We start from the raw sequence: 26,767 nt of genomic DNA on the forward strand, positions 1-26,767 counted from the left end.
GCCTTTCTTCATTTAAAATGACCGGAATTCAGAGCTTCCGGTCCTGTTCAGGAAAATCATTATGGCAGGTTTGACGACACATATTCTCGATACGTCCACAGGTCTGCCTGCGTCTGGACTGCCGGTTGAATTATGGTCTGCGGACGGCAAAACCCGTTTGGCACAGCACACAACAAATGCCGATGGCCGCACCGACAAGCCTTTGATCGCACCGGAAGACGCCCAGGACGGGTTTTATGAAATCCGCTTCTTTGTCGAACATTATCTGAACAAGGAACCGGCAATTGACGCGAGTGAGCCGCCCTTCTTTGATGTGATTTCCATTCGCTTCCGTTACGATTCCGCGCGTCCGCACCACCATATACCCTTGTTGTTGTCGCCATATGGCTACTCGACGTATCGCGGGAGTTGATATGCTGAATGAACTTTGTTTTCGTCTCAACGATCAGATCATTCGACTGAAGGAGTTCGATCCCACCGCGACATTACTGGATTTCATCCGCGAGCAGCAGCATCTGACCGGCACCAAGGAGGGCTGCAACGAGGGTGATTGCGGTGCCTGTACGGTTGCCATTGGCACGCTGGAACAGGACGAAATGATCTATCGTCCTGTCAATGCCTGTATTCAGTTGCTGGGAATGATGCATGGCCGCCATATCATTACAGTCGATACCCTCTCGCAAGGCGATGGTCCGCTGCATCCGGTTCAGGAAGCCATGGCACGAAATCACGGATCGCAATGCGGCTTTTGCACGCCCGGGATTGTGATGTCGCTGTATTGTCTCAACCAGGACCGGGCGGAACCGCCGACGCGGCAAACGGTCAACACCTGGCTGGCTGGCAATCTGTGCCGCTGCACTGGCTACAAACCGATCATCGATGCCGCCATGGAAAGCTGTTTCGGGCCGCAAGTACCGGTCCTGGCCGCCCTCGACGAAATGCGGGAAATGAAAACCGCACTGTCATCGCGCTCGCTTTTTGCCGGCACCGAGCAGCGCTTCTTTGCAGCGCCCGCCACCCTTACAGAAGCGCTGGAATTATATGACAGACATCCTGACGCAACGCCGGTTGCCGGTGCGACGGATGTCGGTCTGTGGGTCACCAAGCGGCTCGATGATCTGCCGAAGATCCTGTATCTCGGCTGCATTGACGGGTTTGCCGATATCACAGCCACTTCGGACAGTCTGACCATCGGCGGTGGTGCCACCTATGAGGCAGCTTTGTCGCATCTGGCAGAGATTGATCCTGATATTGCCGAACTGATCCTGCGCATCGGTTCGCGCCAGGTTCGCGCCAGCGGAACAATTGGCGGGAATATCGCCAATGGCTCCCCGATCGGCGATACGCCGCCCCTGCTGATTGTTCTGGGTGCAACAATCAAATTGCAGAGCACCCGTCAGGAGCGCACCATGCCGGTTGAGGAGTTTTTTATCGATTACGGCAAGCAGGATCGCAAGGCGGGTGAATTGCTGAGTAGCATCGAAGTGCCGCGTTTGCAGCAGGGTGAACATTTGCGCTGCAGCAAAATATCGAAACGCTTTGACCAGGATATTTCCGCTGTGATGGGTGCTTTCAAAATCACGCTGGACGGCGACACTGTCAAAGCGGCGCGGATTGCCTATGGCGGCATGGCCGGGACACCAAAACGAGCCTGTCGCTCAGAGCAGTTGCTGCAGGGTATCTCGGTAAACGATGAAGCCAGCTGGGAACCCGCCATTGCCGCCCTCGAACAGGAATATGCGCCCATGACCGACATGCGTGCCAGCGCATTCTATCGTATGGTTGCGGCGAAAAACCTGCTGCGCAAAGCCCTGCTGGAAATCGGCGGCATGCCGAGCAATGAAACACGTGTCAGCGCTCTGCGGCCTGATGATCTGGAGGCAGCACAATGACCCTCGCGACCCTCTCAAAAACCGGGGCTGCATCAGAAGGTACGGCGAGTGTCCGCAAGCCGGTCAAACATGACAGTGGCATAAAACACGTCAGTGGCACGGCGCGTTATATTGACGACGTGCCGGAACCCGCCGGAACACTGCATGTGGTGCCGGGGCTGGCGGCAATAGCTTCGGGGCGGATTACCGGCATCGATCTGGAGGCGGTCCGCCGTGCCCCAGGGGTGGTAGAAGTGTTGAGCGTCGCTCATATTCGCGGTGTCAATGACACCAGCCCTGCCGGGACCGGCGATGATCCGGTGTTTACCGATGATATTGTGAGTTTCCATGGCCAGGCGCTGTTTGCGGTCGTCGCGCAAACCAGGCTGGAGGCGCGCAAGGCCGCCCGGCTGGCAAATATCGATTATGAGGTTGATGAAAAACCAATCCTAAGCGTGGAAGATGCACTGGCGGCACGTTCTGAAGTGCTGGATGCCTATGAGTTTCTGCGCGGCAAACCGGAAAGCGCCGTTCAAAAGGCGCCGCGCCGCCTGCAATCATCCATTATAATCGGCGGTCAGGAACATTTCTATCTGGAAGGCCAGATTGCGCTGGCAATGCCCGGTGAAGATGGCGACATGAAAGTTCTGTCCTCAACCCAGCATCCAACTGAAGTGCAGCATGTGGTGGCCCATGTTTTGAACCTGCCGCAGCACGCTGTGACCGTTGAAGTGCGGCGCATGGGCGGCGGTTTTGGCGGCAAGGAAAGCCAGGCGTCGCAATGGGCGGCCATAGCGGCCCTCGCGGCGCAGGTCACGGGCCATCCCTGCAAACTCCGCCTCGACCGGGATGATGATATGATCATGACCGGTAAACGTCACGATTTTGCAGTCGGTTATAAGGTCGGATTTGAAGACAATGGCCGCCTGACCGGCGTCGATACATCCTTTGCCGCGCGGTGCGGTCACTCGGCGGATTTGTCTCTGGGCGTCAATGACCGCGCCATGTTTCATTCAGACAACGCCTATTATTATCCTCATGTGCGCATCCATTCGCGCCGCATGCGCACCAATACGGTTTCGAACACGGCATTTCGCGGTTTTGGTGGCCCTCAGGGTGTGGTGTTTTCCGAACGTATGATGGATGAAATCGCCATTCAGACCGGACTTGATCCTCTGGATGTGCGCAAGGCCAATTTTTACGGACAGGACAGTCGTAACATCACCCCTTACGGCATGGTGATTGAAGACAATATCATTGAGGATCTTGTCAGTCAGTTGGAAGAAACCAGCCGCTACCGGGAACGGCGCAAGGCGGTCGACGCCTTCAACCGCACCAGCAGGTTCATCAAAAAGGGACTGGCACTGACGCCGGTCAAATTTGGCATTGCCTTCACCCTGAACCATCTCAATCAGGCCGGTGCACTGGTCCATGTCTATACGGATGGATCGGTGTTTCTCAGCCATGCCGGCACGGAAATGGGCCAGGGGCTTTATATCAAGGTCGCCCAGGTGGTGGCCGAGGAATTCGGCATTGATCTCGATCAGGTGAAGATTTCCGCAACCACCACCGACAAGGTGCCAAATACCGGACCGACAGCAGCTTCTTCCGGATCTGATCTGAATGGCATGGCAGCGAAAATTGCCGCCGGTCAGATCAAGGACCGGATGCGGGCATTCGTCGCCGAGCGGTTCCAGGCCCGCGAGGACGAGGTGGTGTTTGCCGACAACAAGGTATCGGTCGGTGACAGCAGTATCAGTTTCAGCGATCTGGCCAGCGAAATGCATCTGGAACGCATTTCCCTGTCTGCGTCCGGATATTACCGGACCCCGAAAGTGTCCTGGGACCGGGTGGAGTTGAAGGGCCGACCATTCTTCTATTTCGCCTATGGCGCGGCCTGTTCGGAAGTTCAGATTGACACACTGACCGGAGAAACCAGGGTAACGGCTGTCGATATTCTTCAGGATGTCGGCAAGTCCCTCAATCCGGCGGTAGATATCGGCCAGATCGAAGGCGGATTTGTTCAGGGAATGGGCTGGCTGACCACCGAAGAACTGGTCTGGGATGCAAAGGGCCAATTGCGCACCCACGCGCCATCCACCTATAAAATCCCGTGTGCATCGGACGTGCCCGAGCATTTTGTGACAACGCTCTACGAGTACGACGGCAACCGCGAAGATACAATCTACCAGTCCAAGGCGGTCGGCGAGCCGCCCTTGATGCTGGCTGTGTCGGTGTTCAGCGCGATTTACCATGCCATCGCCAGCATCAAGCCGGGCGCGCGGCCGCGTCTTCAGGCACCGGCCACGCCCGAAGCAATTCTCGATGCGATTGCTTCTCTGGAGATGCCGGGGCAGGTATAGCGGGTTTCTGATGAAGATGCGGCGATGAAACTGTGGCAACCTCTTGCTGAATGCCTGAAATCCGGCCAGCCTGTGGTGCTTGTTCTGGTGCAGGAGGCACGGGGATCAGTGCCGCGCGGTGCCGGTGCAGGGCTGGTCGTGCTGCCGGGCGGTGATTTTTACGGAACCATTGGCGGCGGTGCTCTGGAGTGGCAGGCGCTCGGCCATGCAAAATCATTTTCTGAATGCGGCAAGAACCATGAACGGCTTCAGGTGCCGCTCGGCCCCAATCTGGGACAATGCTGCGGCGGTCATGTCTCTCTGAGCTTTGAGCTCTGGCAACCGGACCGGCTCGACGAGGCGCTATTGCTGGCAGGGGTGGAACGCGCAGGCAGTTTTCAGACTGCCAGTCAAATCGATACAAGCGGCCATATTCGCAGAAAAATCGTTGAAACCGGGGGAACAGAGCATTTTGGCATCCGGTCCGTGCCCGTGGCAGTGTTCGGTGCCGGTCACGTCGGCAAAGCGCTGATGAAATCCCTGTCGCTGCTTCCGGTGCGGATGACCTGGATTGACAGCCGCGCAGACATGTTTCCCGGCGTGGTGCCGGACAATATCAGCATGCATGCGCTGGCTGATCCCCGCATCATTCTGCCTGATCTTGACCGCGATACGGCAATTCTCATCATGACTCACAGCCATGCTCAGGATCTGTCGATTCTGGAAGCGGCTCTGAAAGCCTCATTTTCCTTCGTTGGTGTCATTGGCAGCAGGTCAAAACGGTCAAGGTTTGAATCGATGCTGATAAAGAGCGGAATGGCACCGGAACTGGCGAGAAGTTTTGTCTGTCCAATCGGCATTCCCGGTGTTGATGGCAAGGAACCAAGTATTATCGCGGCATCTGTTTCAGCACAGGTTTTTTTGGGAAAACAACCTAAAACCTAAAACGGAACTTGTCTTTTACCAGGCAACGCGCCCTAATACGACCTTGAAGAGCAGGGGGTTAACAGTCTTGACAGTTGAACAGTCGAATAATGCGATGCCATTGTTGCAGGCCCGGGGCATTGTCAAACGGTTCGGGACTTTGACTGCCAATGATTATATCGATCTATCTCTGGTGCCGGGTGAAATTCACGCACTTCTGGGCGAAAACGGTGCCGGCAAATCGACATTTGTCAAAATGCTCTATGGCAGTTTGCGCCCCGATGAGGGAACGCTGAGCTGGAAGGGTAACGAGGTTTCCATCACCAACCCGGCCATGGCCCGGGAGTTGGGCATCGGCATGGTGTTTCAGCATTTCTCGCTGTTTGAAGCCCTGACCGTTGAAGAGAATATCCTGCTGGCTTTGCCAAAAGAGCAGGCCAAAAACCTGCGGCAGCGGATCAAGACAGTGTCTGCCGAATATGGTCTCCCGCTCAATCCGACCGCGACGATTGCCGATCTGTCCGTTGGCGAGCGCCAGCGGGTTGAGATTGTCCGCTGCCTGCTGCAGGAACCGGATCTGATCATCATGGATGAACCGACATCGGTGCTGACACCTCAGGAAGCCGATGAACTGTTTCTGGTGCTGGAAAAACTGGCCGCCGAGCACAAGAGCATTCTGTATATCAGCCACAGGCTCGACGAAGTGAAGCGGCTTTGTCATCGGGCGACCATATTGCGCCACGGCAAACTGATTTCCGAATGTGATCCAAAACAGGAAACTGCAAAAACACTGGCGGCGATGATGGTCGGCAGTGAAGTCGCCGATGTCAGCCGCGTTCCGCGGGATTTTCATGGCGCCAAGAAATGTCTGGTGGTTCGCGCTCTGAATGTTGAACCGGAGGTGAACACCGGCACCAGTCTGGTGGATGTGTCCTTTGATGTTGCGCATGGCGAAATTCTTTGCATTGCCGGTATTGCCGGCAATGGCCAAAGCGAATTATTCGGTGCCCTGTCCGGGGAAACCCCGGTGTCGGACGTTGGTGCCATTGTATTTGATGGCTGGCCATGCGCGGCTGACGGAATTTCCGAACGGCGCAGACGCGGTGCAGCCTTCGTGCCCGAAGAACGCAATGGCCATGGCGCGCTGGCGGATTTGAAACTCAGCCGCAATATCCTGCTGTCCTGGAACAATGCCAATGATGGAACCACCTCACGAGGTGTCATCGACCGCCTGGCACTGGCCCGTCTGGAAGGCAGGATTACGGAAGCTTTTGATGTCCGGATGGCCCATGCCGATGTGGAAGCCGGTGCCCTGTCCGGGGGCAATCTGCAGAAATTTGTTGTCGGCCGCGAAGTTAAGCGCAATCCCAGGCTGCTGATCGTTTCCCAGCCCACCTGGGGTGTCGACGCGGGTGCCGCCAGTTTGATCCGGCAAAAGCTCATTGATCTGTCCAGAAGCGGCACCACAATTGTTGTGATCAGCCAGGATCTCGACGAGATATTCGAGATTGCTGATCAGGTGGCAGTGATATCGGAAGGCCGGATGTCACAATCCTATCCGATTGATGAAATCTCCCGTGAGCAGATCGGCCTTCTGATGGGAGGGGTGGATGCAGAAGCGCGGCCCGTATCGCAACCGCCCGGTCCCATCGAACAGTCAGAGCCTCTCGAACCAGCGGATCGGCCGATCGCCGATGCCAACACCGAGGTGGACCATGCAGTTTAAGTTACAGCGCCGGGAAGAGCATTCAACATGGATGACGGTCTTCTCGCCCCTGATCGCGGTGCTGCTGATGCTGGCCACCGGAGCCGCGCTGTTTACAAGCCTGGGGATTGACCCTGTCAGAGGCTTGTCGGTATATTTCCTCGAACCGTTGCTCAGTGCCTGGTCGCTGCAGGAACTGGTGGTGAAAGCAACGCCCCTGATCCTGATCGGCATTGGCCTGTCGATCTGCTACCGGGCCAATATCTGGAATATCGGCGCAGAAGGACAGTTCATTGCGGGCGCTCTGGCCGGATCATACATCCCGATCATGATGTCCGGCTGGGAAGGGCCTCTGGTGTTTCCCACGATGGTTGCTGCTGGGTTGGCCGGCGGCGCGCTTTTCGCATTGATACCGGCGCTGCTAAAAGTCCGGTTTGGCGCCAACGAAATTCTCACCAGTCTGCTGCTGGTCTATGTTGCGCAGTTTCTCCTCGACTGGCTGGTCCGTGGACCGTGGCGCGATCCGGAAGGGTTCAATTTCCCCGAAAGCCGGCTGTTTGGCAGCGATGCCGTAACGCCATTGATTTTTGATGGCGGCAGGATGCATATCGGCTTTCCCATCGCACTCGTCATCGCCATTGTCGCGGCCTATTTACTCAGCCGTACAATTCACGGCTTCAAGATACAGGTGATCGGACAATCTCCGCGGGCCGCGCGCTTTGCCGGTTTCAGCCAGAGCAGGATGATCTTTCTCGCCTTCGCGATTTCCGGCGCATTAGCCGGTCTGGCCGGAATACTGGAGGTAGCGGGACCGATCGGCCAGCTCCGCCCGGTGATCTCGCCCGGTTACGGATTCACTGCGATTATCGTCGCGTTTCTTGGCCGCCTCAACCCGATTGGCATTGTCATTGCAGGCTTTGTGCTGGCCTTGTCCTATCTGGGCGGCGAGGCGGCCCAGGTATCGCTTGGCATCACCGACAAGATTGCCAGGGTGTTCCAGGGTCTGCTGCTGTTTTACGTGCTCGCCTGCGATACGTTCATTGTCTACACCATCCGCCGTGTCGGTGCAGTCAGGGAGCCAGGTTGATGGAAATTTATGAAGCTGTCATTCTGACGATCATCACGGCTGCCACGCCGCTGTTGCTGGCCGCTTGTGGTGAACTGGTCGCAGAACGATCCGGGATTCTCAATCTCGGCGTTGAAGGCATGATGATCATGGGTGCGGTGAGTGCGTTCGCCATTGCCTATACCACCGGTTCGCCCTATCTTGGCGTGGCGGCTGGCATTGCCGCTGGTGCACTGGCCTCGCTGCCCTTTGCATTTCTGACGATTTCAATGGTCACCAATCAGGTGGCGACCGGCCTTGCGCTCACCATCCTCGGGCTTGGGCTGTCCGGAATGATCGGTGATGCCTATATCGGCTTGCCCGGCGTCAAACTGGCACCGATCTACATTGAAGGGCTTTCGGATCTGCCTTATGTCGGCAAAATCCTGTTTTCGCAGGACATCATCGTTTATGCATCCATCGTGCTGCTGTTGGCAGTCTGGTATTTCCTGTTCAAATCGCGCGCCGGCCTGGCGCTGCGCGCGGTCGGCGACAGCCATTCCTCGGCTCATGCCCTGGGTGTATCAGTGCGCAAGGTGCGCTATCTGGCGGTTATTTTCGGCGGGGCCTGTGCCGGTCTGGCAGGGGCATATCTGTCATTGGTCTATACCCCGCAATGGACTGAAGGCATGACGGCAGGACGGGGCTGGATTGCAGTGGTTCTGGTGGTCTTCGCCACATGGATGCCGGGTCGGCTGCTCGCCGGGGCCTATCTGTTTGGTGCTGTCCTGATCCTGCAACTGCACGCACAGGCCGCAGGCGTCAAAATTCCCTCCCAGTTCCTCTCAAGTCTGCCATATCTGGCGACCATCATTGTGCTTGTTCTGATATCCAGAAATCGCACGCTGGTGAAGAAAAACGCACCGGCCTGCCTTGGCAAGCCGTTTGTACCTGATGTCTAATCAGCATCAGAGCAGCTTTTACAATCACGCAATCACGCAATCACGCAATCAGGCACGCAATCAGTCACATAATCAGGGATTTTGTCATATGAAACGCATTATCAGAACTCTTGCGGGAGCTGTCGCTCTTGCCACCATCGGTCTGGCTGGGACGGTGTTTGCCGACAGTCATGAGAAAATCAGGGTCGGCTTTATCTATGTCGGACCAATTGGCGATTTCGGCTGGTCCTATCAGCACGATCAAGGCCGGCTTGCCATTGAAGAAGCCTTTGGTGACAAGGTTGAGACAAACTATGTGGAAAGCGTCTCGGAAGGACCGGATGCGGAGCGGGCAATCGAACGTCTCGCCCGTGAAGGATACAATATGATTTTCACCACATCCTTCGGCTACATGAATCCGACAATCAAGGTGGCGGCGAAATTCCCCGATGTCTATTTTGAACATGCCACCGGCTATAAGCGCGCCGACAATGTTGCGACCTATTCGTCGCGGTTTTACGAAGGCCGCTACATTATCGGTCAGATCGCGGCAAAAGTCTCAAAGACCGGAACCGCAGGTTACATCGGATCAGTCCCGGTTCCCGAAGTGGTGCGCGGTATCAATGCCTTCATGCTCGGCGCACAATCCGTCAATCCGGATTTCAAGTTGAAAGTGGTCTGGGTCAACACCTGGTTTGATCCGGGCAGGGAAGCCGATGCTGCCAAGGCGCTGATCGATCAGGGCGTTGATATCATCACCCAGCACACGGATTCTCCGGCGCCGCTTCAGGTTGCAGCAGAGCGCGGCGTCAAGGGATTCGGCCAGGCATCGGACATGATCGCATTTGCGCCGGATGCGCAGCTGACCTCAATCGTTGACAATTGGAAAGACTATTATGTGTCCCGTGTCCAGGCCGTCATGGATGGCACCTGGACATCGACCGAGGTCTGGGGCGGTCTGGACAGCAAGATGGTGAATATGGCGCCTTACACCAACCTTCCCGATGATGTTGCTGCAGAAGCTGCCGAAACCGAGGCGGCAATCCGCAATGGCGACCTGCATCCGTTCGCCGGCCCAATCTACAAGAAGGACGGAACGCTGCTCGTCGGTGAAGGTGAAACGGTTGATGACGGCACACTGCTGGGCATGAATTTCTATGTCAAAGGCGTTGACGGTGAACTGCCGCAATAATCACCTTTGATGGTGAACAGAAGGGAGCCGGCTGGAAGGCCGGCTCTTTGCTTTTCGGCATTTGCCGATACAATTCCGTGACATACTGCATCAAACAATCTAGGATTCAGGCCGAGGGAACAGCGTCGGCAGTCGGCGCCAGGGGTGCGCATATGAGTCTTTGGAAGCGAATGATGGGTCGGCGACCGGACGCCGAGCCGAAACCACCTGTCAAAACCCGCAGCAGCCGGAAACGCTTTCGCGACGTTGACGAAATCACCGATATCGCTGCCGAAGAGGCATTTGACGGCGCTTTGACGGAGAGCATTCGCGCGCGCTGGGTTTTCTGGCAGGAACTGGGCGATCTGGCGCCGGAGCTGATCGCGCCCCAGGTCAATTCGATCTACAAGAACATTCCCGCTTGGCCATCTGATCGTCTTGCCTTCCTGACCATCGAGCGTGAAGGCTCGACGGTGCTGGCCACAGATGGCCTGTCTGATCCATTCCACGATAACCATCAGGGCAATCAGGGTTTCGGGCTGGAATTTTTCATGGATATTGCCGAACGTCCGATGTCGGAACAGTCACGCAATATCGCCGTCGAAACGCTGATGACGGTGGCCTACAACACGGTCGCCCGCGGCGGCATGGAGGACCTGCTGGACGAATTCGGCGTAATTTCCATGGAAATTCCCGAAAGCGATTTGCCCGCTACGCATCTCACCGCCGACGGCAGCGCCTGCATCCTGATGGGCGCTCCGAAAGCGGATTTTGATACGCTCTATATTGATGGTCCGATGGGCGATATCGCCCTGATTTCCCTGACATTGCTGACCGGCCGCGAGACCAATCTGATCCGCAAATTCGGCGCCAGCGCCAGAGCCGACATCGCGCAAAATCTGCTGGAAGCCGGAATAGGCCACCGCACAATCGTCGGCCGCCCGTCGATTATTTAACAATATCCAACAGGCGACTCACATTCCCGGACTTTGCGATCAAAATAAGCGCCGCAAGTCCGGGAAGTTGCCGTCATGCTTCAAATTTGTCAGGCCATCCCGATCTGTTCCAGCGGGACCTTACGGGCATCCTGCGGGCGCAAGGCGATCATTGCTTCCAGTGATTTGCGCAAGGAAGCGTGATCGGCACTGTCAAACAGATTGATCATTTCGTCGGGATCATTTTCCAGATCATACAATTCCCCGACGCCGCTGATCTGATCCAGTGACAGCCTGTGGGTCCGCGTTCTGACGGTGCGCAGTTCAAGTGCGACCCCAGAGCGTGACGGACGCAGGTCCCATTCATTGTAGGCGAATTCGCGGTGCGCATCGTCCTGCTCAATCAGATCGCGCATGCTCTGGCTGTGCATCTCCATCAGCGGCGCTGCATCAGCGTAGTCGAGAATTGTCGCGGCAAAATCCAGATTGGAAACCGGATCAGCAACGCGTTTCCCCGCCGGTATACCGGGGCCGCGCAGAATGCAGCCGACACGCAGCAACCCGTCATACAGCATCGGCCCTTTCAGCAGCAGACCATGATCACCGAGCCAGTCGCCATGGTCAGCGGAATAGATAATGATCGTATTGTCATCGAGATCAAGCCGGGACAGTTCCGCCATGATGCGTCCGACATTGTGATCGATCAGTGAAATCATGCCGTAGTAATTGGCAATGACCTCGCGCAGCTGATCGTCATCCATCACCGGGGTGCGAGAGAATTTTTCGCGAAATTCAGCCAGATCTGCCCGGATTTCGGGCTTGCCTTCCAGCGAATTGCGGTGCCACCACGGACGGTTTTCCAGGTCAAGTGTCCGGTGTTCCGGCAGATCGACGTCCTCGGGCCGGTGCAAAAGGCTCCAGGGCAGAGGACAGTCGAACGGATGGTGCGGATCGGGAAACGACGCCCAGATAAAAAAAGGTTCGTCGTCCTTTTCCGCTTCATTGATACGGGCAATGGTCCGGTCTGCGACCCAGCTTGAATTATGCCAGGCTACGGGCAGGCCGGAATGCCAAGTCTGGGGAGCGTCCTTGGTGTCCGGGCCGACATTGCTCGCATAGGCTTTGTTCTTGGCCTCGCCATGGCCGTCAGCATAGTACCAGCGGTCATAGTGCTGGCCATTCGGCGGCTCCATCGGCAAATGCAGATTATGGCCTTCAACCACCAGTTCGACATAGCCGAACCCCATATAGGGTCCAAACCAGTCCGCATCATATTTATCCATACTGTCGCGGCATTCAGCTGTGCCGGTCGGCGCGAATGTGTGCGCAGTGGCAAAATGGGCCTTGCCGATCAGGGCAGTGTTGTAGCCAGAGGCGGTCAGCGCGCCGCCAAAGCCTTTTTCGCCAAGTGCCGGATCAAGGTCGATGCCATTGTCCGAAACTCCATGGGTCGCCGGCAGCAGGCCGGTCACAATCGACGCACGGGCCGGCTGGCAGACCGGATTGGATGTAATGCAGGTGGAAAAATGGGTGCCTTCACGGGCCAGTTGATCCAGATGCGGTGTTTTGACCTTGCGTCCTTCAAAGCCGAAGCAATCTCCGCGATGCTGGTCGGCAGTGATGAAAATAATGTTTGGCCGTTTGCTCATGGGTGAATTCCTGTGGCGCAGGCGCAGATTGGCCCTGCAAAGCGGATGCAGGGCCAAACAGCGCTGTTACTTGATGAGTTTAGCGAGATCGGACATGCTTTTTGAAGACGACGCGATATAGGCAGCCGCGTCATCCAGAGGTTTCCAGATCGGCGTCACGCCATAACTTTTTGCAAAGTCGATCCACTCGGAGGATTGCGCCATGCCGCCAAAGATCTCCGAAAGCCGGACCATAACGTCGTCCGGGGTGTCCTTGGGAGCCCAGACCGCAGTCCAGATTCCCAGATCGTGCGGAATGCCGACATCGGCAAAGGAGGTCAGATCGCCTTTGAATTTCACCAGTTCCAGATCTGTCGACGCCACCAGAAAGACGGCATCACCGGTATTGATGGAATCCAGCCCCGCTGGCACGCCCGGCATGGCTGCATCGATCTGATCGCCCAGCAGGGCGGCCATGGTTGGTGCACCGCCGCCATAGGGAATGATATTGACGTCGATCCCATAAGTATCTTCGATAGCAATGATGGCAAGGTGTTGCGGACTGCTGAGGGCCGGCACACCGACTGTCAGTTCGCCGGGTTTTTCCTTCGCCGCAGCGACAAATTCATCGAGCGTCTTCCAGTTCTTCGAGGGCCGGGTCAAAAACCAGGCACCGCGCAGATTGAAAACACCGATCGGACGGAAATCATCTGCACTGACCGGCAGATTTTCCTGGAACAGGGCCAGCGTGGTCAGCACCGTGTCGGCGACAAGCAGCGTGTAACCGTCCGGTTCTGCCTGTGCCGCCTGCAAGATGCCTGCGACACCGCCACCACCCGTCACTGAATCGATCACAATCGGCTGGTCGATAAACGCGTCAGAGTTTTTGGTCAGCCCGCGAATGGCCGTATCCGTTGCGCCTCCGGGCGCAAAAGCGTTGATGATGTGGATTGGTTTGGATGGAAATTCCTGTGCAACGGCCATCCCGGTAAAACTGACCGCCGCCGCAGTGGCGAGAGCCGCTGCACAGCTGGTAATTGAGTGGAATATTTTCATGTTTTCCTCCTTGTTGATTAAAATCATGGGCCGGGTTTCCGGCCTTGTCTTGCTTCTGATCGGTGTTTTGAACGGGAAGCGAAGTCATAAAGAAATTTTCCGGCAATCGCGGTCAGCACAACAATGCTCAGAAGCGAAAGAGGGCTTGTCAGAAAAACCGTTGCGTCCCCGCGCGAGATCATCAGGGCGCGGCGGAAATTGCTTTCGATCACCGGTCCCAGGATCAGCCCCAGCGCCAGGGCGGGGATTGAAAAATTGAACCGGTACATGATGTAGCCGAGTACGCCGAAGACCAGTGCGACGACCATTTCAAAGGAATTGTTGGTGCTGGCAAAGCTGCCTGCCAGAGCCAGAACCAGAACACTGCCGAGCAGCACGGCCCGGTCTATCCGCAACACGGCTGTAAAAGGTCTGATGAGCACAAAGGCGGCAATCAGTGTTGTCAGATTGGCAACGCCAAGCGCCACCAGAATGCCATAGGCCATTTCCGGGCTTTCACGAAAGAACAGCGGACCCGGCTGCAGGCCGAACAGCATCAGAGCGCCAAGCATGATGGCAGTCGATCCGTCGCCCGGTATACCCAATGTCAGCATCGGGATTGTGGCGCCGCCTGTGACCGCATTATTGGCAGCCTCCGGCGCTGCAAGTCCCTGCGGCACGCCTTCGCCCATTTTCCGGTCGCTCTTCAGGAAGCCCTTTTCGATCTGGCGTTTCACATAGGCATAGGATAGCCAGCCGGCTGTATCGGAGCCAACGCCCGGAACGATGCCAAGAAGCGACCCGATTGTGGTTCCCACGGCAAGCTGCTTGCGCATGTTCCACAAATCACGCAGCAACCCGCCCATTCTGAAACTGCCGTCTTTTGATGGTGGTTTTGCACTGGCTGCATCCTGGGAAATATCAACCAGCACGGTCGCCACTGCAAACAGGCCGACAATGGCGGCCAGAAACGGGATGCCGCCGAGCAACTGATAATAACCCAGCGTCAATCGCGGCATTCCGGTCAGTTCATCAAGCCCGATGGTCGAAATGATCAGCCCCAGACACGATGCCATCAGGCCTTTCAGCAGATCGCGCCCGGACAGGCTTGAAACAGCTGCCAGCGCCAGCAGCCCGATCATTGCCAGATCAGCCGACGAAATCCGGACCGCATAAATTCCGATGACGCCGACCAGCGGAACGGCGACCAGCCAACTGGCCGTTCCCCCGCAAAAGGATGCTCCAATCGACAGGGCAAGAGCCCGGCCGGCTTCACCGCGCTGGGCCATGGGAAAGCCTTCCATGGCTGTTGCTGCGGCTGCCGGAGTTCCGGGCGTACGGATCAGGATGGCGGAAAAGGCACCGCCGGTTTTGGTGCCGACATAGATCCCGATCAGGATCATGAAGGCGGAAAACGGTTCCATGCCGAATGTAATCGGAATGAGAATGGCCAGCGCCATGGGAGATGACAGCCCGGGCAGGACACCGACCAGAAGCCCCAATGCGCTGCCAATGAACAAAAACGCAAAACTGACCGGCTGAAATATATCGGCGAAGGCACCAAGGATGAATTGCATTAAAAACTCACCTCACAATGCCGACAATGTGCACGAACAGGATGTAAAGGAAGCCGGTGGAAAGAACTGCTCCGATCAGAACACGGCTGAATGGCCGCACACCGAAGGCGAAGAACACCAGCAACAGGAACACAAAGGTCAACAATGCAAAATGGACCTGCCTGAACAGCAAAATGTAGAGGATCATCAGCACGCTCGCCGCAAGCGCGCGGTGCGTGGCGCTCAAATGCCAGTCATAATCGCCATCCAGCGTAGTTGTTTTTGCGAGAAACAGCAGCATCCGCGCAATGGCGAAAACACCCATAGCGCCGGCAACCAGGCGCGGAAAAGTGCCAGAGGACACCTGGCCGCCGCCCGTTCCAGATGCGGTTTCGACAAATACCAGAACGGCAACAGCTAAAATGGCCGATAAAACCAGTAATTCCTGGAACAGCGCTTGGCGCACAAACAATCCTCCCTGTGATGATGTCCCGTTATTAATGCGACGGCCTGCTTAGGCGGCGTCGGGATTGTCACCACTTGATTGAACAAAGGCTCGCATCTAAGATACATTCTGGTCAAGACTGAATATCAGGCATATGATATGAATAAAATGAATACTTACCTGCCGCTCCGCCATGTTGCTGTCCTGCTCACACTTGAGGAGCATGGCAGTATAAATGCCGCCGCAACCATTCTCGGCATGACCCAGTCGGCCTTGACCAAGGCTCTGCAACGGGCAGAGGAGGATTTGGGGGTTCGGCTGTTTGACCGGCATTCCAAAGGTGTTCTTCCAACGGCATCCGGCAAGGCCGCTCTGGAGCACGCCAAGATCATCCGCAGTCAGAGCCATCAGATCATGAATGCGATTGACGGTCTCAGAAATTCCCCCGGCAAGGTCCACGTCGGAGCTGGGGCCTCGTTCCTGGATGCTTTGCTGCCCCGGGCGATTGCCAATGTGGTTTCGCGCAGCCCGACCGCCAAAATCCATCTCAAGGTGGATACGGTCGCGGTTCTGTTGAATTTGCTGAGGGAGCGAAAGCTCGATTTGCTGTTCGTGTCCGAATTTCCCGGAATCGCCACCATGCAGGACATCGACTGGCAGCCGCTGATCACCAACGAGATGGATATTGTCGCCCGTGCCGGCCATCCGCTGGCTGAACGCAAGAATATCGGTCCGGCTGATCTTCGGGATTTCGGCTGGGTTCTGGGTGGCGAGGATGATCCGCAATATCTCTATCTGGAAAGCGTTTTTCGCTCGCGCGGCTGGGTGTTTCCGCATGTCTCGGTCGAGGCTGTGTCGCGCACGGTCGCCATCCGCATTGTGCAGCAGTCTGACCTGCTGACCCTGTTGCCGAACATTCGCACCAATCCCTATCACGGCGACATCGTTCGCATCGACTGCCAGAACATCACCTGGACCCGTGTCGCGGGAATTGCGGTCCGCAAAGGCTACAGGCTGCCACCGGCCGGCAGATCGCTGATGTCCGAAATCAAGACGATCTGCGAAGGCTATAATTAGGCCGATGCAGGATTTGCGGCTATCGATAGAGGGCAGGGCGCACTACGAAAACGCTGACGGCGTTTCCAGGTGATAGCGCGACGATTTCTGATAGGCCTGTGCAAGGGATAGTATCGACAATTCATCATGCATTGATGAAATCGCCTGTAATCCAACCGGCAATCCGCCGGCCGTGAAGCCAACGGGGATAGACGCCGCCGGTTGGCCTGTCAGATTGAACGGATAGGTGAATGTCGCCCAGGAGACGATGTTCTTGTCTTCATAACCGGGCGGCATATCAAGCCCGGTTGGAAAGGCGGCCACTGGCAGGGTCGGTGTCAGCAGAATATCGTAAACTTCGAAAAACCGGCGCATTTTCTCCCGGAAATCATAGCGCTTGAAGACACTCTGGTAATAGCTGTCCATATCCTGATCCAGCGCTTTTTGCAGAATATCAAGCACCGGCGGATCAAGCAGTTCAGGCTTGTTGCGAATGATATCCCGCAATCTGGTTCCCACCCCGGCGTAAAATTCGGCGGTCCACATATCGATGGGGTCGTCCATCACGCTTTCCACCAATTCAACCTGCAGGCCCAGCCTTTCGATATGTCTGATGGCCTGTTCCAACAACCGCATGACTTCCGGGTCAACGCGCCCGTAGCCAAGTGTCGGGCTCCAGGCGATTTTCAGGGTGCGGTAGGATTTCATCGCTCCGGCGAAATCCGGCTGCCCGCCTGCGACGGTGAACGGATCGCGCTTGTCATAGCCGGCGATGGTGGACAGGACGAGCGCAGCATCTTCAACGCTGTGCGCCAGAGGCCCGACATGGGCCAGGGTAGGCGTTGCCGATGTTGGAAACACAGCCACCCGCCCGAAATTGGCCTTGATGCCAAACAGGCCCGTCAGTGCCGCCGGTATGCGGACCGAGCCGCCACCATCTGTGCCCAACGCATAGGGCACCAGCCCCGAAGCGACCATTGCAGCTGCACCGCAGCTGGAGCCGCCGGGTGTCAGATCGGTATTCCAGGGATTGCGGGTAATGCCGGTCAGCTGGCTGTCACCAACCGCTTTGCATCCAAATTCGCTGGTGGTCGACTTTCCAAGAATAACCGCGCCGGCGGCACGCAGCCGTTCCACGGAGGGCGCATCTTCAGTTTGATCCGCATCCGCTGTGGCGCGCGAACCGGCCCGCATCGGCATCCCCTTGACGGCAATCAGATCTTTGATTGAGGTTGGAATACCGTCGAGTTCACCCAGTTTGCTGCCACTCAATATGCGCGCCTCACTGGCTTCGGCCTGTCGCCGGGTACCGTCGAAATCGGTGTGGACAAACATGTTGAGCCTGGGTTCCAGCTCTTCATAGCGTGCCATCACTCCCGCCAACAATTCAGTTGGCGAGAAGTCTTTGCGTGACAGGCCGCTGCTCAATTCGCGGATCGTCTTGAAGGCAAATTCGAATGCCATGGCAAGCTCCGGTTCAGAAAGAGAAAGGGGAGGGAGACTTTGTCATTCTATTCGTCAAGCAGTGCCACGGCCCGCACCGGAGAGCCGGAACCGCCCTTGAATTTGATCGGCAGGCCGATGAATTCAAATTCGCCCTTGTCGACTAGCTCTTCCAGATTGACCAGCCATTCGAAATGGGAAATGCCCAGATCCCGGCACATCCGGTGTTGTGCAAAGATGTTATCGGACGGCTTGTCGGTCGATGGCCCTTCAACCCCATGCATCCGCGAGCCGCGGTCATAGAGCCATTGCGTTGCCTCTGTGGTCAGGCCCGGATTGGCCCAGACGAGGGCTTTTGCGTCATCCTTGTTGCGGTTGTGAAAGCCGGTGCAGAGCAACACGATATGACCGTCGACTTTCACCCCGGATTTGGCCTCTGCAGCTGCCATATGTTCCGCAGTGATATCTTCCAGATCACCGATATGGCGCAGATCAAGGCAAACCGACTTGCCCATGAAAAGATCCAGCGGCATTTCATCCACCGGCGTGCCCTTTGGATTGACGTGCAGAAACGCGTCCACATGGGTGCCGACATGATCCAGCATTCCGATGTAATTTGTCTGAAATGTCATGGCGTCACCCGGCACACCCAGTCCGAAGGACACTGTGCTTTCATGGCTCAGAGCCTTCAGATAAATCGGGCTCTGGAAAAGCTTGTGAGCCGGCATGTTGTCTTCGATTGTCAGGCTGAGATCTACAATACGTCTGGCCATGGGAACGTCCTTTCAGTGAGTGTTTTGCGTTACATGAGAGATGGGAGGAAGGTCGCCAGAGCCGGGAAATTGGCTATCAGGGCGACGAGGATAATGAGAATGACCCAATACGGAATCGAACCTTTGAAAATCCGCGCCAGGGTTGCGTCCGGATCGGAAACACAGCTTTTCACGGTGTAGACGCACAGGCCGAGCGGCGGCGTCAGCAAACCGGCTTCAATGGCCACGATGCCCATGATGGCAAAGGCAATCGGGTCGTAACCAAGACCCGAAGACAGCGGCGCAAAGATAGGCACGGTCAGCAGAATGATGGAAACCGAGTCGATGAACATGCCCAGGACGAACCAGACCAGCACCATGATCGACAAGATCAGGAAGGGCGAATTGCCAAGGGTCAGGAACAGGTCCTGAATAAAGCCGGTAATACCGCCCAGCGCCAGCAGCCGTGAATACATCTGGGCGGTAATCAGGAGAAACAGCAATGGTGCGGAAATCCGGCCGGTTTCCAGAACCGCCTCGCCGATGCCGCGCAGACTGACACCTTTCAGAACCGCCAGCAGCAAGGCCAGAAGCACGCCAACTCCGGCAGCTTCTGTCGGGGTGAAAGCACCAAACCAGATGCCGCCCAGAACAACCACGATCAAGATACAGACCCCGATTCCGCCGAGCTTTTCGCGCTTCAGATCCGCGGCGGTCGGCTCAATGGCTGGTGTCGCGTCGACATGCCCGGCACCTTCGCCGAAGAATGCCGGTTTGAGCTTTGCGTAGCCGATGATGAACAGAAAAAACATTGTCGCCAGCAGCAGGCCCGGCAGCACACCGGCGACGAACAGGCGGCCAATGGACTGCTCGGAAATAACGCCCCAGACGATCAGCAAGACACTGGGCGGAATGAGCATGCCCAGCGATGCGCTGCCTGCGATTGAACCAAGAGCAGTGGATTTGTCGTAATTGTGTTTGACCATCTGCGGATAGGCGATGCGTGAAAACGCCGCTGCGGACGCGATGCTGACACCGGTGACTGCGCCGAACACGGCATTGCCCGCAACCGTTGCCAGCGCCAGGCGCCCGGGCAGGCGCTTCAGACCGCGATTGATCAGATTATACAAATCGGCTGCGGTCCCCGACCGGGCGATGAACTCGCCCATCAGCACAAACAGCGGAATCACGGCAAAGACATAGTCCCGGATCGCCTCATAAGTTGTATTCGCCAACAGCGAGCCGGCCACATCGACGCTGCCGGTGAGATAGGCCAGTCCGAAGAAACTGGACAGCCCCAGGGCGATCACCACCGGAACGCTGCAGATGATGAGAGCGATCAGAATGGCGATGATGGCCATTGCAAATTCAGGACTGCCCATGAGTCTGGCCCCTCCGGTCCACTTCAAACAAAATGCAATTGTGATGTGTCATTCAGTGGCCCAGGGCCGGGTCCGGTGACGGCCGCCGATTGATGAGGGTCTGAAGAATGATCATGCCGTAATTGATCACCGCCAGAATGGCGCATGACACAATGATGAGTTTGACCGGCCAGACCGGGACCTGAAACGAGGCGTGGCCTTCGAATTCCAGCGTTCTGATGGCTTTCAGCATCGGCGACCAGGACGCCCATGCGATCAGGCCGAACAGCAGCGCGCCGAGTGCTGACACAAAAATCTCGAAAACCGCTTTTCCGGTTTCATTGAGAAGGCTGAACAACAAATCGGACCGCAACATTCCGCCAATTCGAACCGCGTAGGATAATTGCAGAAAGGCGATGATCACAATGCCATTGGCGACAATTTCGGCAATCCCGATGACCGGCTTGTTGAAGACAAACCGCATCACCACATCAAACGCGATCAGCACGGCAACGACCAGCAGTAATGTGGCCGCAACATATTTGAGCACCTGGTTGATAATCACAACCGAACGGTCGATTTTGTCCAACATGATGCGAGCCACTTTCTATTGCCGTGCCAATGCCGTGCTTCTAGTCCTGGGAGTTATTTGATTTCGTAGCGATAGGGCCAGACATGGCCGAGCTCTTCGACCTTATCCATGTAGAAATTGAGCACTTCTGTGCCCTGGAAGTTGCGCCCGTTCAGCTCTTGCGCCATGCGGTTTGGAAAGTCCTTCAGAGCCACGGCCCAATCCTTGCGGGCTTCATCGGAAATCTCTGTGACCTCGACATCAAGAGCGCGCAATTTTTCAAGTCCTTCTGCATCGTTGCGGGCGCAGACTTCAGCCGTCACTTCGGACCATTCACTGCCCATTTCTTTCAAAATGACCTGAACGTCTTCCGGCAGCCGGTCCCAGCTGTCCTTGTTGATCGTCACGGCGTTGAGATATTGCGCGCCGAAATCGGTTTTTGTGAAATACGGTGCGACTTCATTCAGCTTGAATTTGTGCCACCATGCAGAGGCGCTCAAATAGCCTTCATAAACCCCTGACTGGATCGACTGATAGGCTTCGTTGAGGTTTGAGGAGACAGCGGTTGCGCCGACAATCCAGTCAAGATTGGTTCCGGCACCGGCAATTTTGTGGCCTTCAAGATCAGAAAAACTCTCCCACGCGAAATTCGAGCCAAGGCCGTAATTCTCAAGGCAGGCCCCGCCCAGATAGATCTGATTGTGCTCCTTTTCGAACGAGGTATAGAGCTCGGGAAATTCCTCAAAGGTCGCTTTTGCGGCTGCCGTAACGGTTTTGGCATCGGGCGAATTGAACGGCAGGAACAGAGTGAAGGTCTGCAGGTAACCGTTGGATGGTTCGAAGATCAGGGAAATGAAACCGATGTCCAGAATACCGTCACGTGTGGCTTCCAGCACCTCGGTGACTTTTGCCACCTGTCCGGCGTGAAGTTCCTGAAGGTTGACGGTGTGATCGGTGCGCTCTTCGATACGCTTTTTGAGCTCCGGTGCGAACCATTCACTGGCACTTTCAGTATAGGCCAGAAGACCGATCGGATGACCCGACCCCATGCGCAGATTGATTACATCCGCGCTGGATAGACTTGTGGTTGAAAGCAGGGCTGCTGAGGCGATGAGGCTTTTGACGAGATGCGACATTAAAATCCCTTTCTTGCGTTCGGTATTGATTTGGTTTATCGCCCGAAGCCGGGCTGTGGAATTTCGCCAGAAACGCAGCGTTCCAAATCCATCGCTTCTTGACAATCAGGAAAATTTGGAAGTGTGATATAAAAAGGGTTTATATCGAGGGTCTGGGAATGCGCACGATTTTTGTGCCTGAACTGGATTTCAGAACACCGGAAAATCGTCAATGGAACTCCGAGATCTGCATTCCCTGATCGGCATTGCCGAGACCGGCAGCCTGTCCGGCGCGGCGCGAAAACTCAATCTCACTCAGCCGGCCCTGAGTGCCTCGCTGAAGCGTCTTGAACAGGAACTCAATGTCCTGTTGGTACGGCGTCATTCGCGCGGTGCGGCGCTGACCGAGGAGGGCAAATATGTGCTGCAGAAATCCTATCATATCGTGCGCGATGTGGCGGAAGTTGTGTCAGTCGTCGATGGTCTCGCGGAGGAGCCGATAGGGCTGGTGCGGCTCGGCCTTCCCACCACCATTGCCGGCGGATTGATCCCGGAATTTTTCCCCATGCTGCGCTCGCGCTATCCCCAGATCAGACTGAACATTATCGAAGCGATGAGCGGACGGCTGGCGGAATTACTGCAATTGGGAGACATCGATCTGGCGCTGCTGTTTGACATACAACCCATGTCAGGATTGCGCAGCGAGCCGATCCTGAAGGAAAAACTCTGCCTGCTGGTGCCGAGCGATCATCCCATGGCCAACAAGCCCGGCGTGCGCCTTGATGAGATTACCCAGCTCAATCTCGTGCTGCCGAGTTCCGCCAATTCAATCCGCAAACACATCAACGCTGCCTGCGAGGCGGAAGGCCTGTCACTCAATGTCGTTGCCGACATCGACTCCTTTCCCGGCCTCGTCAGCCTGGTCAAGGGCGGGCATTGCACAATTCTTCCGACCTATCTGGCGATGCAACAGGCGCATCAAGGCAAGATCGTCGCACTTGATATCATGCGGCCGAATCTGGAATGGACCATCCATCTTGCATCCCGGCATGATGCGACACGACCCAGAGCCAGTCTTGTCACCGGGCAATTGCTCACCCAAGCCTGCAAAACCCTGGTCCAGGACGGCATCTGGCCCGGAGAAATCATCAATCGCGCCTGATACCTGGGATTTGGCAAGGTTCTGTCCAGGAACTGGCGCAGCAGGTCGGGATGAACTTTGGCCGGAAGCTTGCGGAAATCAAAAAAACAGGGTGTTACGGTTGTTTCCTCATAAGAAAATGGCGGCCCATGCGAGACGAAAATGCGACCCATTCCTGCGCTATGGCTCTATGATGATCTGAGAATGTGCGGATGGCAGATTCGGAGTCCTTCTTGGACCATCGATTTTTAAAGCTGATCGTCATTTCGGCCCACACCGGACCTTGGCCGATCGTGGGGCGCTGCGGTGCAGCTTTCGCATTGTAGCCATTCATGAACCGCGCAGCATTTTGGCACCTTGGATTGGTCTGCGTGCGGACTTTGTCGCTACTCGATGGCGAATTCCTCCATTAAAAATGAGGGTTAGCCATAGAATTCGAGCGGCCTGTAAGAAGAAAGATAGCACATGCAAAGAATAGGGAGAAAACGACATAGGACCGACAAAGCGCAAGGCATGCATTCATGCTGCGATCAAAGTAGCGCTAAATCTCTCTCCATCTCTGACGCCGACTTACCTCTCTCATTTGCACTTGTTGAATTCATTACCCATTTCGCGGCAGGAATTAACACAAAAAAGGTCAAAATACCAACTAGGATTGAGTAAAAAAATCCGAAAATAACTGCGATTGTTGACTCAGTTATATGAGCTCCGTTAGAGGTGAAAAAATATGGCTGAGAAGCACCGTAGAAAATAAATGTCCCCACGGCGAAAAGAATTGGAATCCAAGCATATTCTGGGCCATCGAATACACTTGGATTCTTTTGGCCTCTCATGCCCCTTGCTCGCTCTCGAATCTGGTTCTTTGCACTTGATAGACCATCCTCTAGACTCCTCAGGTTTTCGTCCACTGCAGACTTCATGGTCTCAAGGTCAGCAATTGGTGCTGCCTTTATCGAAGATTTTAGTTTCGTAAAAAAGGACTGCGGAGATGTATCTAGGTTAAGACCGTAGCGTGAAAGAACGGTTTGTTTTTTGGTAAGTTCAAGTCGGTCATACAGACCAATAGCTTTAGACAAGTCTTGACGAAGCTCGGATAGATAAGAGTTAATGCACTCTTCTACGTCCTTCCGGTATTTTAAAAAATCTTCATCAGAACCTGCTCGAAGGGCGTACTTCCAATCGTTCCGAAGAGTGTCTGAGAAGTATCTCTTGGCTTCGGGCTTGTTCCCCACATGAAAGAGCACTTTCGACAACTCGAATTTGCTTTGGTTGTCAGCCCCATTGATCTCAATCGATCGGTTTAAGTATTTCTGAGCATCTTCCATACGACCGGCGCAATAGGAAGCCCAACCCGCAAGCCCAAAGCTCCGAGCACAATCCTTTTGGCTGTCATGCTCTGCATACCGAGCGCCCAGAAGAAAGTCTTCTGATGCGGCTTTTAAATCCAAAATTTCAGGCGTGTGGTTTTTGTAGTTTCCCAGACGGATAAGACCTCTCAGCATGTAAAATCTATGTTCTAATCGGTAGCCCGATCTGTCGCCATGCCCCAAAATAGCTCTATTTACATAGTCCAAAGCTTCTTCCGCGAAGTTCTTCCGGAAAGCGTCTGTAGCAATAGAGTACTGCTCTAGCGCCCAAGTTTGATCTGGTGTTTGCGCAATTCTGATCAGCTGCTGAATCGATTGATCGATATAGTTCAAACTCAAATCGATCTGCGCAAATCCATTCTCGCAAACAGATTTCAAATCTTCAATGGAGTGCCTAACTGCATCAATAGAAACGCTTAGCCCTTCGAACCCCTCTCGGATATCCGCTCCCAGTTGGCTGGTTGCTTGAAGTTGTGACTTTGCAAGCTCTTCGTTTGAAGCAACCAGTTTCCTAATCCCAGAATCTACGGCGATTTCAACACGATCAAAATGGCTCTTTTTTTCTAGATAGGAGATATAGTCATAGCCCTCGCGAAAAACATATGAGAACTCGCTTGTTTGATAGGGTGCCATGAGTGTTCCTTACTTCTGGAAACAGATCGACATCCCCAATTAGAACGCCTTGGGTTGTAGGCTGCCTCAGATCCGCATTTAGAACAAGTCCGCAAACGTTACCTGCATTGTATGTCGGCTTGTCATCACAAGCGATTTTGTTTCCGCAAGCGCAGCGAACGCCAGCTCCCCGCCCATTTCGGCAATCGATGGTCATTGTAGTTCCGGACGCTTCGCCCGCCAACCGGACACTTGCCAAGGTGCGGTATCGCGCCGCATAGCCGGTTCCAAACCCTTTGAAGGATATGCACCGTATCCAAAGCTGCACCACAACGGTTTGCGCTAGATCAAAGTGTCCGGCTGCGCAGTGCGCTAATGTTGTTGGCAACAACAACATCCATATGGAGGTGGATATGCTGGGATTCTTGAAATCTGTTCAGAAAAGAATGCGCGCAATCAACGAAGTCGAGTCGATTGAGCCAAATGTTCTGGAGGATTTCGGGCTGAATCGCGCACAGTTTCGACGTCTGGCGCTGACGCCCGACAGTGTCATGCGGCGGATGGGCGCGATGGCCGAACGCCATGGCGTGAGTGCGCGGGCGCTCGACTCCAACAGCCGGGACCGCGCGGCATTTGCCGGGCGCTGCGTAAACTGCAGCAAAACCCAGGAATGCGGGACGTTTCTTGCCGATCGGAATGCGGGAATCGAAGAGGCGACGTTCTGCCCCAATCAACAGGATTTCAAGTGGTTCGCGCGCGCCGTCAAGCGGGTGCGCTGAGAATAACGGCTTGATTATGTCCCACCGGGCGCTTTAACCGGCGCGCCGGTGGTCTCAGTCGTCGATGACAGCCATGGCATCGATTTCGACCAGTAAGGACGGATCGGCCAGCCCCTGCACAACCACCCCGGTGGAACAGTGCTGTACCCCTTCAAACCAGCGGTTGATGGCTTCGTAAACCGCTGGCCGGTACGATATGTCAGTGACATAGACCGTCAGTTTGCAGACATCCTTCAGGCTGCCGCCGGCTTCTTCCATCCAGCGCTTGATGTTCTGACAGGCCTGATCGGCCTGGGCACCGGGATCGCCTTCGCCTATCAGCGTGCCATCCAGTAATGTGCCGACCTGGCCCTGCATGAAGACAAAATCTCCGCGCGCACGGATTGCCTTGGAATAGGTCGCTTGTGCGTGATAGCGCGTCTGATAGGTGTGAATATGAGTACGGCTCATGAGCGGGTTTCCTCTCCGGTTGAAGGTGCGGTGGCGCGGGCCAGATAGTCGGTAATCATGTTGCCGAAGCTTTGGTCAACGGCAAATTCGAACCCGTCTGCCAGCCGAAGCACCAGCGCCTTGAGGCCGAACATTTCAGTGAATGTGACTGTGGTTTCGCCGAAGGCTGCGGGATGCAGATCCAGCGGACAGGCAATCGACATGATCGCGGCGGCATCCGGGCCGGTGACGTCAAAGAATGTCAGCGTGTCGGATATAAGAACGACGCTGACGTCAGCGGGTGCGGCGTCGGGTTTCAGCGCCGCCAACAGCGCTTCTTCGTGTTCAAGTTCCGCCCTCACAATCCAGTGGTTGCGCCCAACGCAGTACAGACTTGCGTGTTCTGATCTGGTCAGCCGGTTGGCGGCATCGGGAAAAGCCGGCAGGCTCTGGCCAGCCCAACGCTCGAGGGCCTCCTGATCGCCTTTCAGATCGAACAGCGCCGAGATGTCCTGGCGATTGATGTGCACGTCGTAGCTCATG

At 55.7% G+C, this 26,767-nt stretch carries 24 protein-coding genes; 12 read left to right on the forward strand and 12 right to left on the reverse strand.

Annotated features, from left to right (window positions below; all coding sequences use genetic code 11):
* Positions 1-61 precede the first annotated feature (61 nt).
* The 9 genes from uraH to RAL88_RS00235 all read left to right on the forward strand — a co-directional run bounded on the left by uraH (position 62) and on the right by RAL88_RS00235 (position 10,955).
* Positions 62-412, forward strand: coding sequence for a hydroxyisourate hydrolase (gene uraH / locus RAL88_RS00195; RefSeq protein WP_306266396.1), 351 nt, complete (start codon positions 62-64; stop codon positions 410-412).
* Between the two features lies 1 nt (position 413).
* A complete protein-coding gene (gene xdhA, locus RAL88_RS00200; protein ID WP_306266398.1) occupies positions 414-1,892 on the forward strand; it encodes a xanthine dehydrogenase small subunit in 1,479 nt (492 codons plus the stop codon).
* The gene (xdhB, locus tag RAL88_RS00205; protein ID WP_306266399.1) at positions 1,889-4,234 is read left to right on the forward strand and encodes a xanthine dehydrogenase molybdopterin binding subunit; all 2,346 of its coding nucleotides are present in this window, start codon (positions 1,889-1,891) and stop codon (positions 4,232-4,234) included. Before xdhA ends, xdhB begins: the two co-directional genes overlap by 4 nt.
* Before the next feature lie 24 nt (positions 4,235-4,258).
* Positions 4,259-5,158, forward strand: coding sequence for a xanthine dehydrogenase accessory protein XdhC (gene xdhC / locus RAL88_RS00210; protein WP_306266401.1), 900 nt, complete (start codon positions 4,259-4,261; stop codon positions 5,156-5,158).
* A 94-nt stretch (positions 5,159-5,252) separates the two neighbouring features.
* Complete coding sequence (locus tag RAL88_RS00215) at positions 5,253-6,863, forward strand: ABC transporter ATP-binding protein (RefSeq protein WP_306269793.1); 1,611 nt, start codon at positions 5,253-5,255, stop codon at positions 6,861-6,863.
* Positions 6,853-7,929: an ABC transporter permease gene (locus RAL88_RS00220; RefSeq protein ID WP_306266403.1), complete on the forward strand. Its 1,077-nt coding sequence runs from the start codon at positions 6,853-6,855 to the stop codon at positions 7,927-7,929. The genes RAL88_RS00215 and RAL88_RS00220 overlap by 11 nt, the downstream gene beginning before the upstream one ends.
* On the forward strand, positions 7,929-8,849 hold the full coding sequence (locus RAL88_RS00225) for an ABC transporter permease (protein ID WP_306266405.1): 921 nt from the start codon (positions 7,929-7,931) through the stop codon (positions 8,847-8,849). The genes RAL88_RS00220 and RAL88_RS00225 overlap by 1 nt, the downstream gene beginning before the upstream one ends.
* 88 nt (positions 8,850-8,937) lie before the next feature.
* Positions 8,938-10,020: a BMP family ABC transporter substrate-binding protein gene (locus RAL88_RS00230; protein ID WP_306266406.1), complete on the forward strand. Its 1,083-nt coding sequence runs from the start codon at positions 8,938-8,940 to the stop codon at positions 10,018-10,020.
* Positions 10,021-10,193: 173 nt separating this feature from the next.
* Positions 10,194-10,955: a hypothetical protein gene (locus RAL88_RS00235; protein WP_306266407.1), complete on the forward strand. Its 762-nt coding sequence runs from the start codon at positions 10,194-10,196 to the stop codon at positions 10,953-10,955.
* A gap of 89 nt (positions 10,956-11,044) precedes the next feature.
* On the opposite strand, the gene RAL88_RS00240 is transcribed toward RAL88_RS00235, so the two are convergent.
* The 4 genes from RAL88_RS00240 to RAL88_RS00255 form a co-directional block, all read right to left on the reverse strand.
* A complete protein-coding gene (locus tag RAL88_RS00240) occupies positions 11,045-12,583 on the reverse strand; it encodes a sulfatase-like hydrolase/transferase (protein ID WP_306266408.1) in 1,539 nt (512 codons plus the stop codon).
* A gap of 66 nt (positions 12,584-12,649) precedes the next feature.
* Positions 12,650-13,618, reverse strand: a complete 969-nt coding sequence (locus RAL88_RS00245) for a tripartite tricarboxylate transporter substrate binding protein (protein WP_306266409.1) — start codon at positions 13,616-13,618, stop codon at positions 12,650-12,652.
* Positions 13,619-13,641: 23 nt separating this feature from the next.
* Positions 13,642-15,174, reverse strand: coding sequence for a tripartite tricarboxylate transporter permease (locus RAL88_RS00250; RefSeq protein WP_306266410.1), 1,533 nt, complete (start codon positions 15,172-15,174; stop codon positions 13,642-13,644).
* 7 nt (positions 15,175-15,181) lie between these two features.
* The gene (locus RAL88_RS00255) at positions 15,182-15,619 is read right to left on the reverse strand and encodes a tripartite tricarboxylate transporter TctB family protein (RefSeq protein ID WP_306266411.1); all 438 of its coding nucleotides are present in this window, start codon (positions 15,617-15,619) and stop codon (positions 15,182-15,184) included.
* 138 nt (positions 15,620-15,757) lie between these two features.
* Here RAL88_RS00255 and RAL88_RS00260 point away from each other — a divergent pair, with 138 nt between their 5' ends.
* The gene (locus RAL88_RS00260) at positions 15,758-16,675 is read left to right on the forward strand and encodes a LysR family transcriptional regulator (protein WP_306266412.1); all 918 of its coding nucleotides are present in this window, start codon (positions 15,758-15,760) and stop codon (positions 16,673-16,675) included.
* Positions 16,676-16,717: 42 nt separating this feature from the next.
* Here RAL88_RS00260 and RAL88_RS00265 read toward each other — a convergent pair whose 3' ends face one another.
* From RAL88_RS00265 to RAL88_RS00285, 5 genes are read right to left on the reverse strand one after another with little or no spacing between them, the layout of a single operon-like run.
* Positions 16,718-18,118 (reverse strand): amidase, encoded by a 1,401-nt coding sequence (locus RAL88_RS00265; RefSeq protein ID WP_306266413.1) that lies wholly within the window; start codon positions 18,116-18,118, stop codon positions 16,718-16,720.
* Between the two features lie 47 nt (positions 18,119-18,165).
* Entirely contained in the window at positions 18,166-18,870 is a 705-nt protein-coding gene (locus RAL88_RS00270) for a cyclase family protein (protein WP_306266414.1), read from the reverse strand.
* A 29-nt stretch (positions 18,871-18,899) separates the two neighbouring features.
* On the reverse strand, positions 18,900-20,231 hold the full coding sequence (locus tag RAL88_RS00275) for a TRAP transporter large permease (RefSeq protein ID WP_306266415.1): 1,332 nt from the start codon (positions 20,229-20,231) through the stop codon (positions 18,900-18,902).
* A gap of 52 nt (positions 20,232-20,283) precedes the next feature.
* Positions 20,284-20,802 (reverse strand): TRAP transporter small permease, encoded by a 519-nt coding sequence (locus RAL88_RS00280; RefSeq protein WP_306266416.1) that lies wholly within the window; start codon positions 20,800-20,802, stop codon positions 20,284-20,286.
* 53 nt (positions 20,803-20,855) lie between these two features.
* The gene (locus RAL88_RS00285) at positions 20,856-21,917 is read right to left on the reverse strand and encodes a C4-dicarboxylate TRAP transporter substrate-binding protein (RefSeq protein WP_306266417.1); all 1,062 of its coding nucleotides are present in this window, start codon (positions 21,915-21,917) and stop codon (positions 20,856-20,858) included.
* A gap of 211 nt (positions 21,918-22,128) precedes the next feature.
* Here RAL88_RS00285 and RAL88_RS00290 point away from each other — a divergent pair, with 211 nt between their 5' ends.
* Entirely contained in the window at positions 22,129-23,058 is a 930-nt protein-coding gene (locus RAL88_RS00290; RefSeq protein WP_306266419.1) for a LysR family transcriptional regulator, read from the forward strand.
* Between the two features lie 509 nt (positions 23,059-23,567).
* Here the strand turns inward: RAL88_RS00290 and RAL88_RS00295 are convergent.
* A complete protein-coding gene (locus tag RAL88_RS00295) occupies positions 23,568-25,037 on the reverse strand; it encodes a tetratricopeptide repeat protein (protein WP_306266421.1) in 1,470 nt (489 codons plus the stop codon).
* Between the two features lie 392 nt (positions 25,038-25,429).
* Here RAL88_RS00295 and RAL88_RS00300 point away from each other — a divergent pair, with 392 nt between their 5' ends.
* Positions 25,430-25,795, forward strand: coding sequence for a DUF6455 family protein (locus RAL88_RS00300; protein WP_306266423.1), 366 nt, complete (start codon positions 25,430-25,432; stop codon positions 25,793-25,795).
* Between the two features lie 54 nt (positions 25,796-25,849).
* Here RAL88_RS00300 and RAL88_RS00305 read toward each other — a convergent pair whose 3' ends face one another.
* Together RAL88_RS00305 and RAL88_RS00310 are read right to left on the reverse strand one after the other, a co-directional pair.
* Complete coding sequence (locus RAL88_RS00305; protein WP_306266425.1) at positions 25,850-26,245, reverse strand: RidA family protein; 396 nt, start codon at positions 26,243-26,245, stop codon at positions 25,850-25,852.
* Complete coding sequence (locus RAL88_RS00310) at positions 26,242-26,766, reverse strand: hypothetical protein (protein WP_306266428.1); 525 nt, start codon at positions 26,764-26,766, stop codon at positions 26,242-26,244. Before RAL88_RS00310 ends, RAL88_RS00305 begins: the two co-directional genes overlap by 4 nt.
* Position 26,767: the final 1 nt, after the last annotated feature.

It is taken from the genome of Pararhizobium sp. IMCC3301, from assembly GCF_030758315.1.
GTDB lineage: Bacteria > Pseudomonadota > Alphaproteobacteria > Rhizobiales.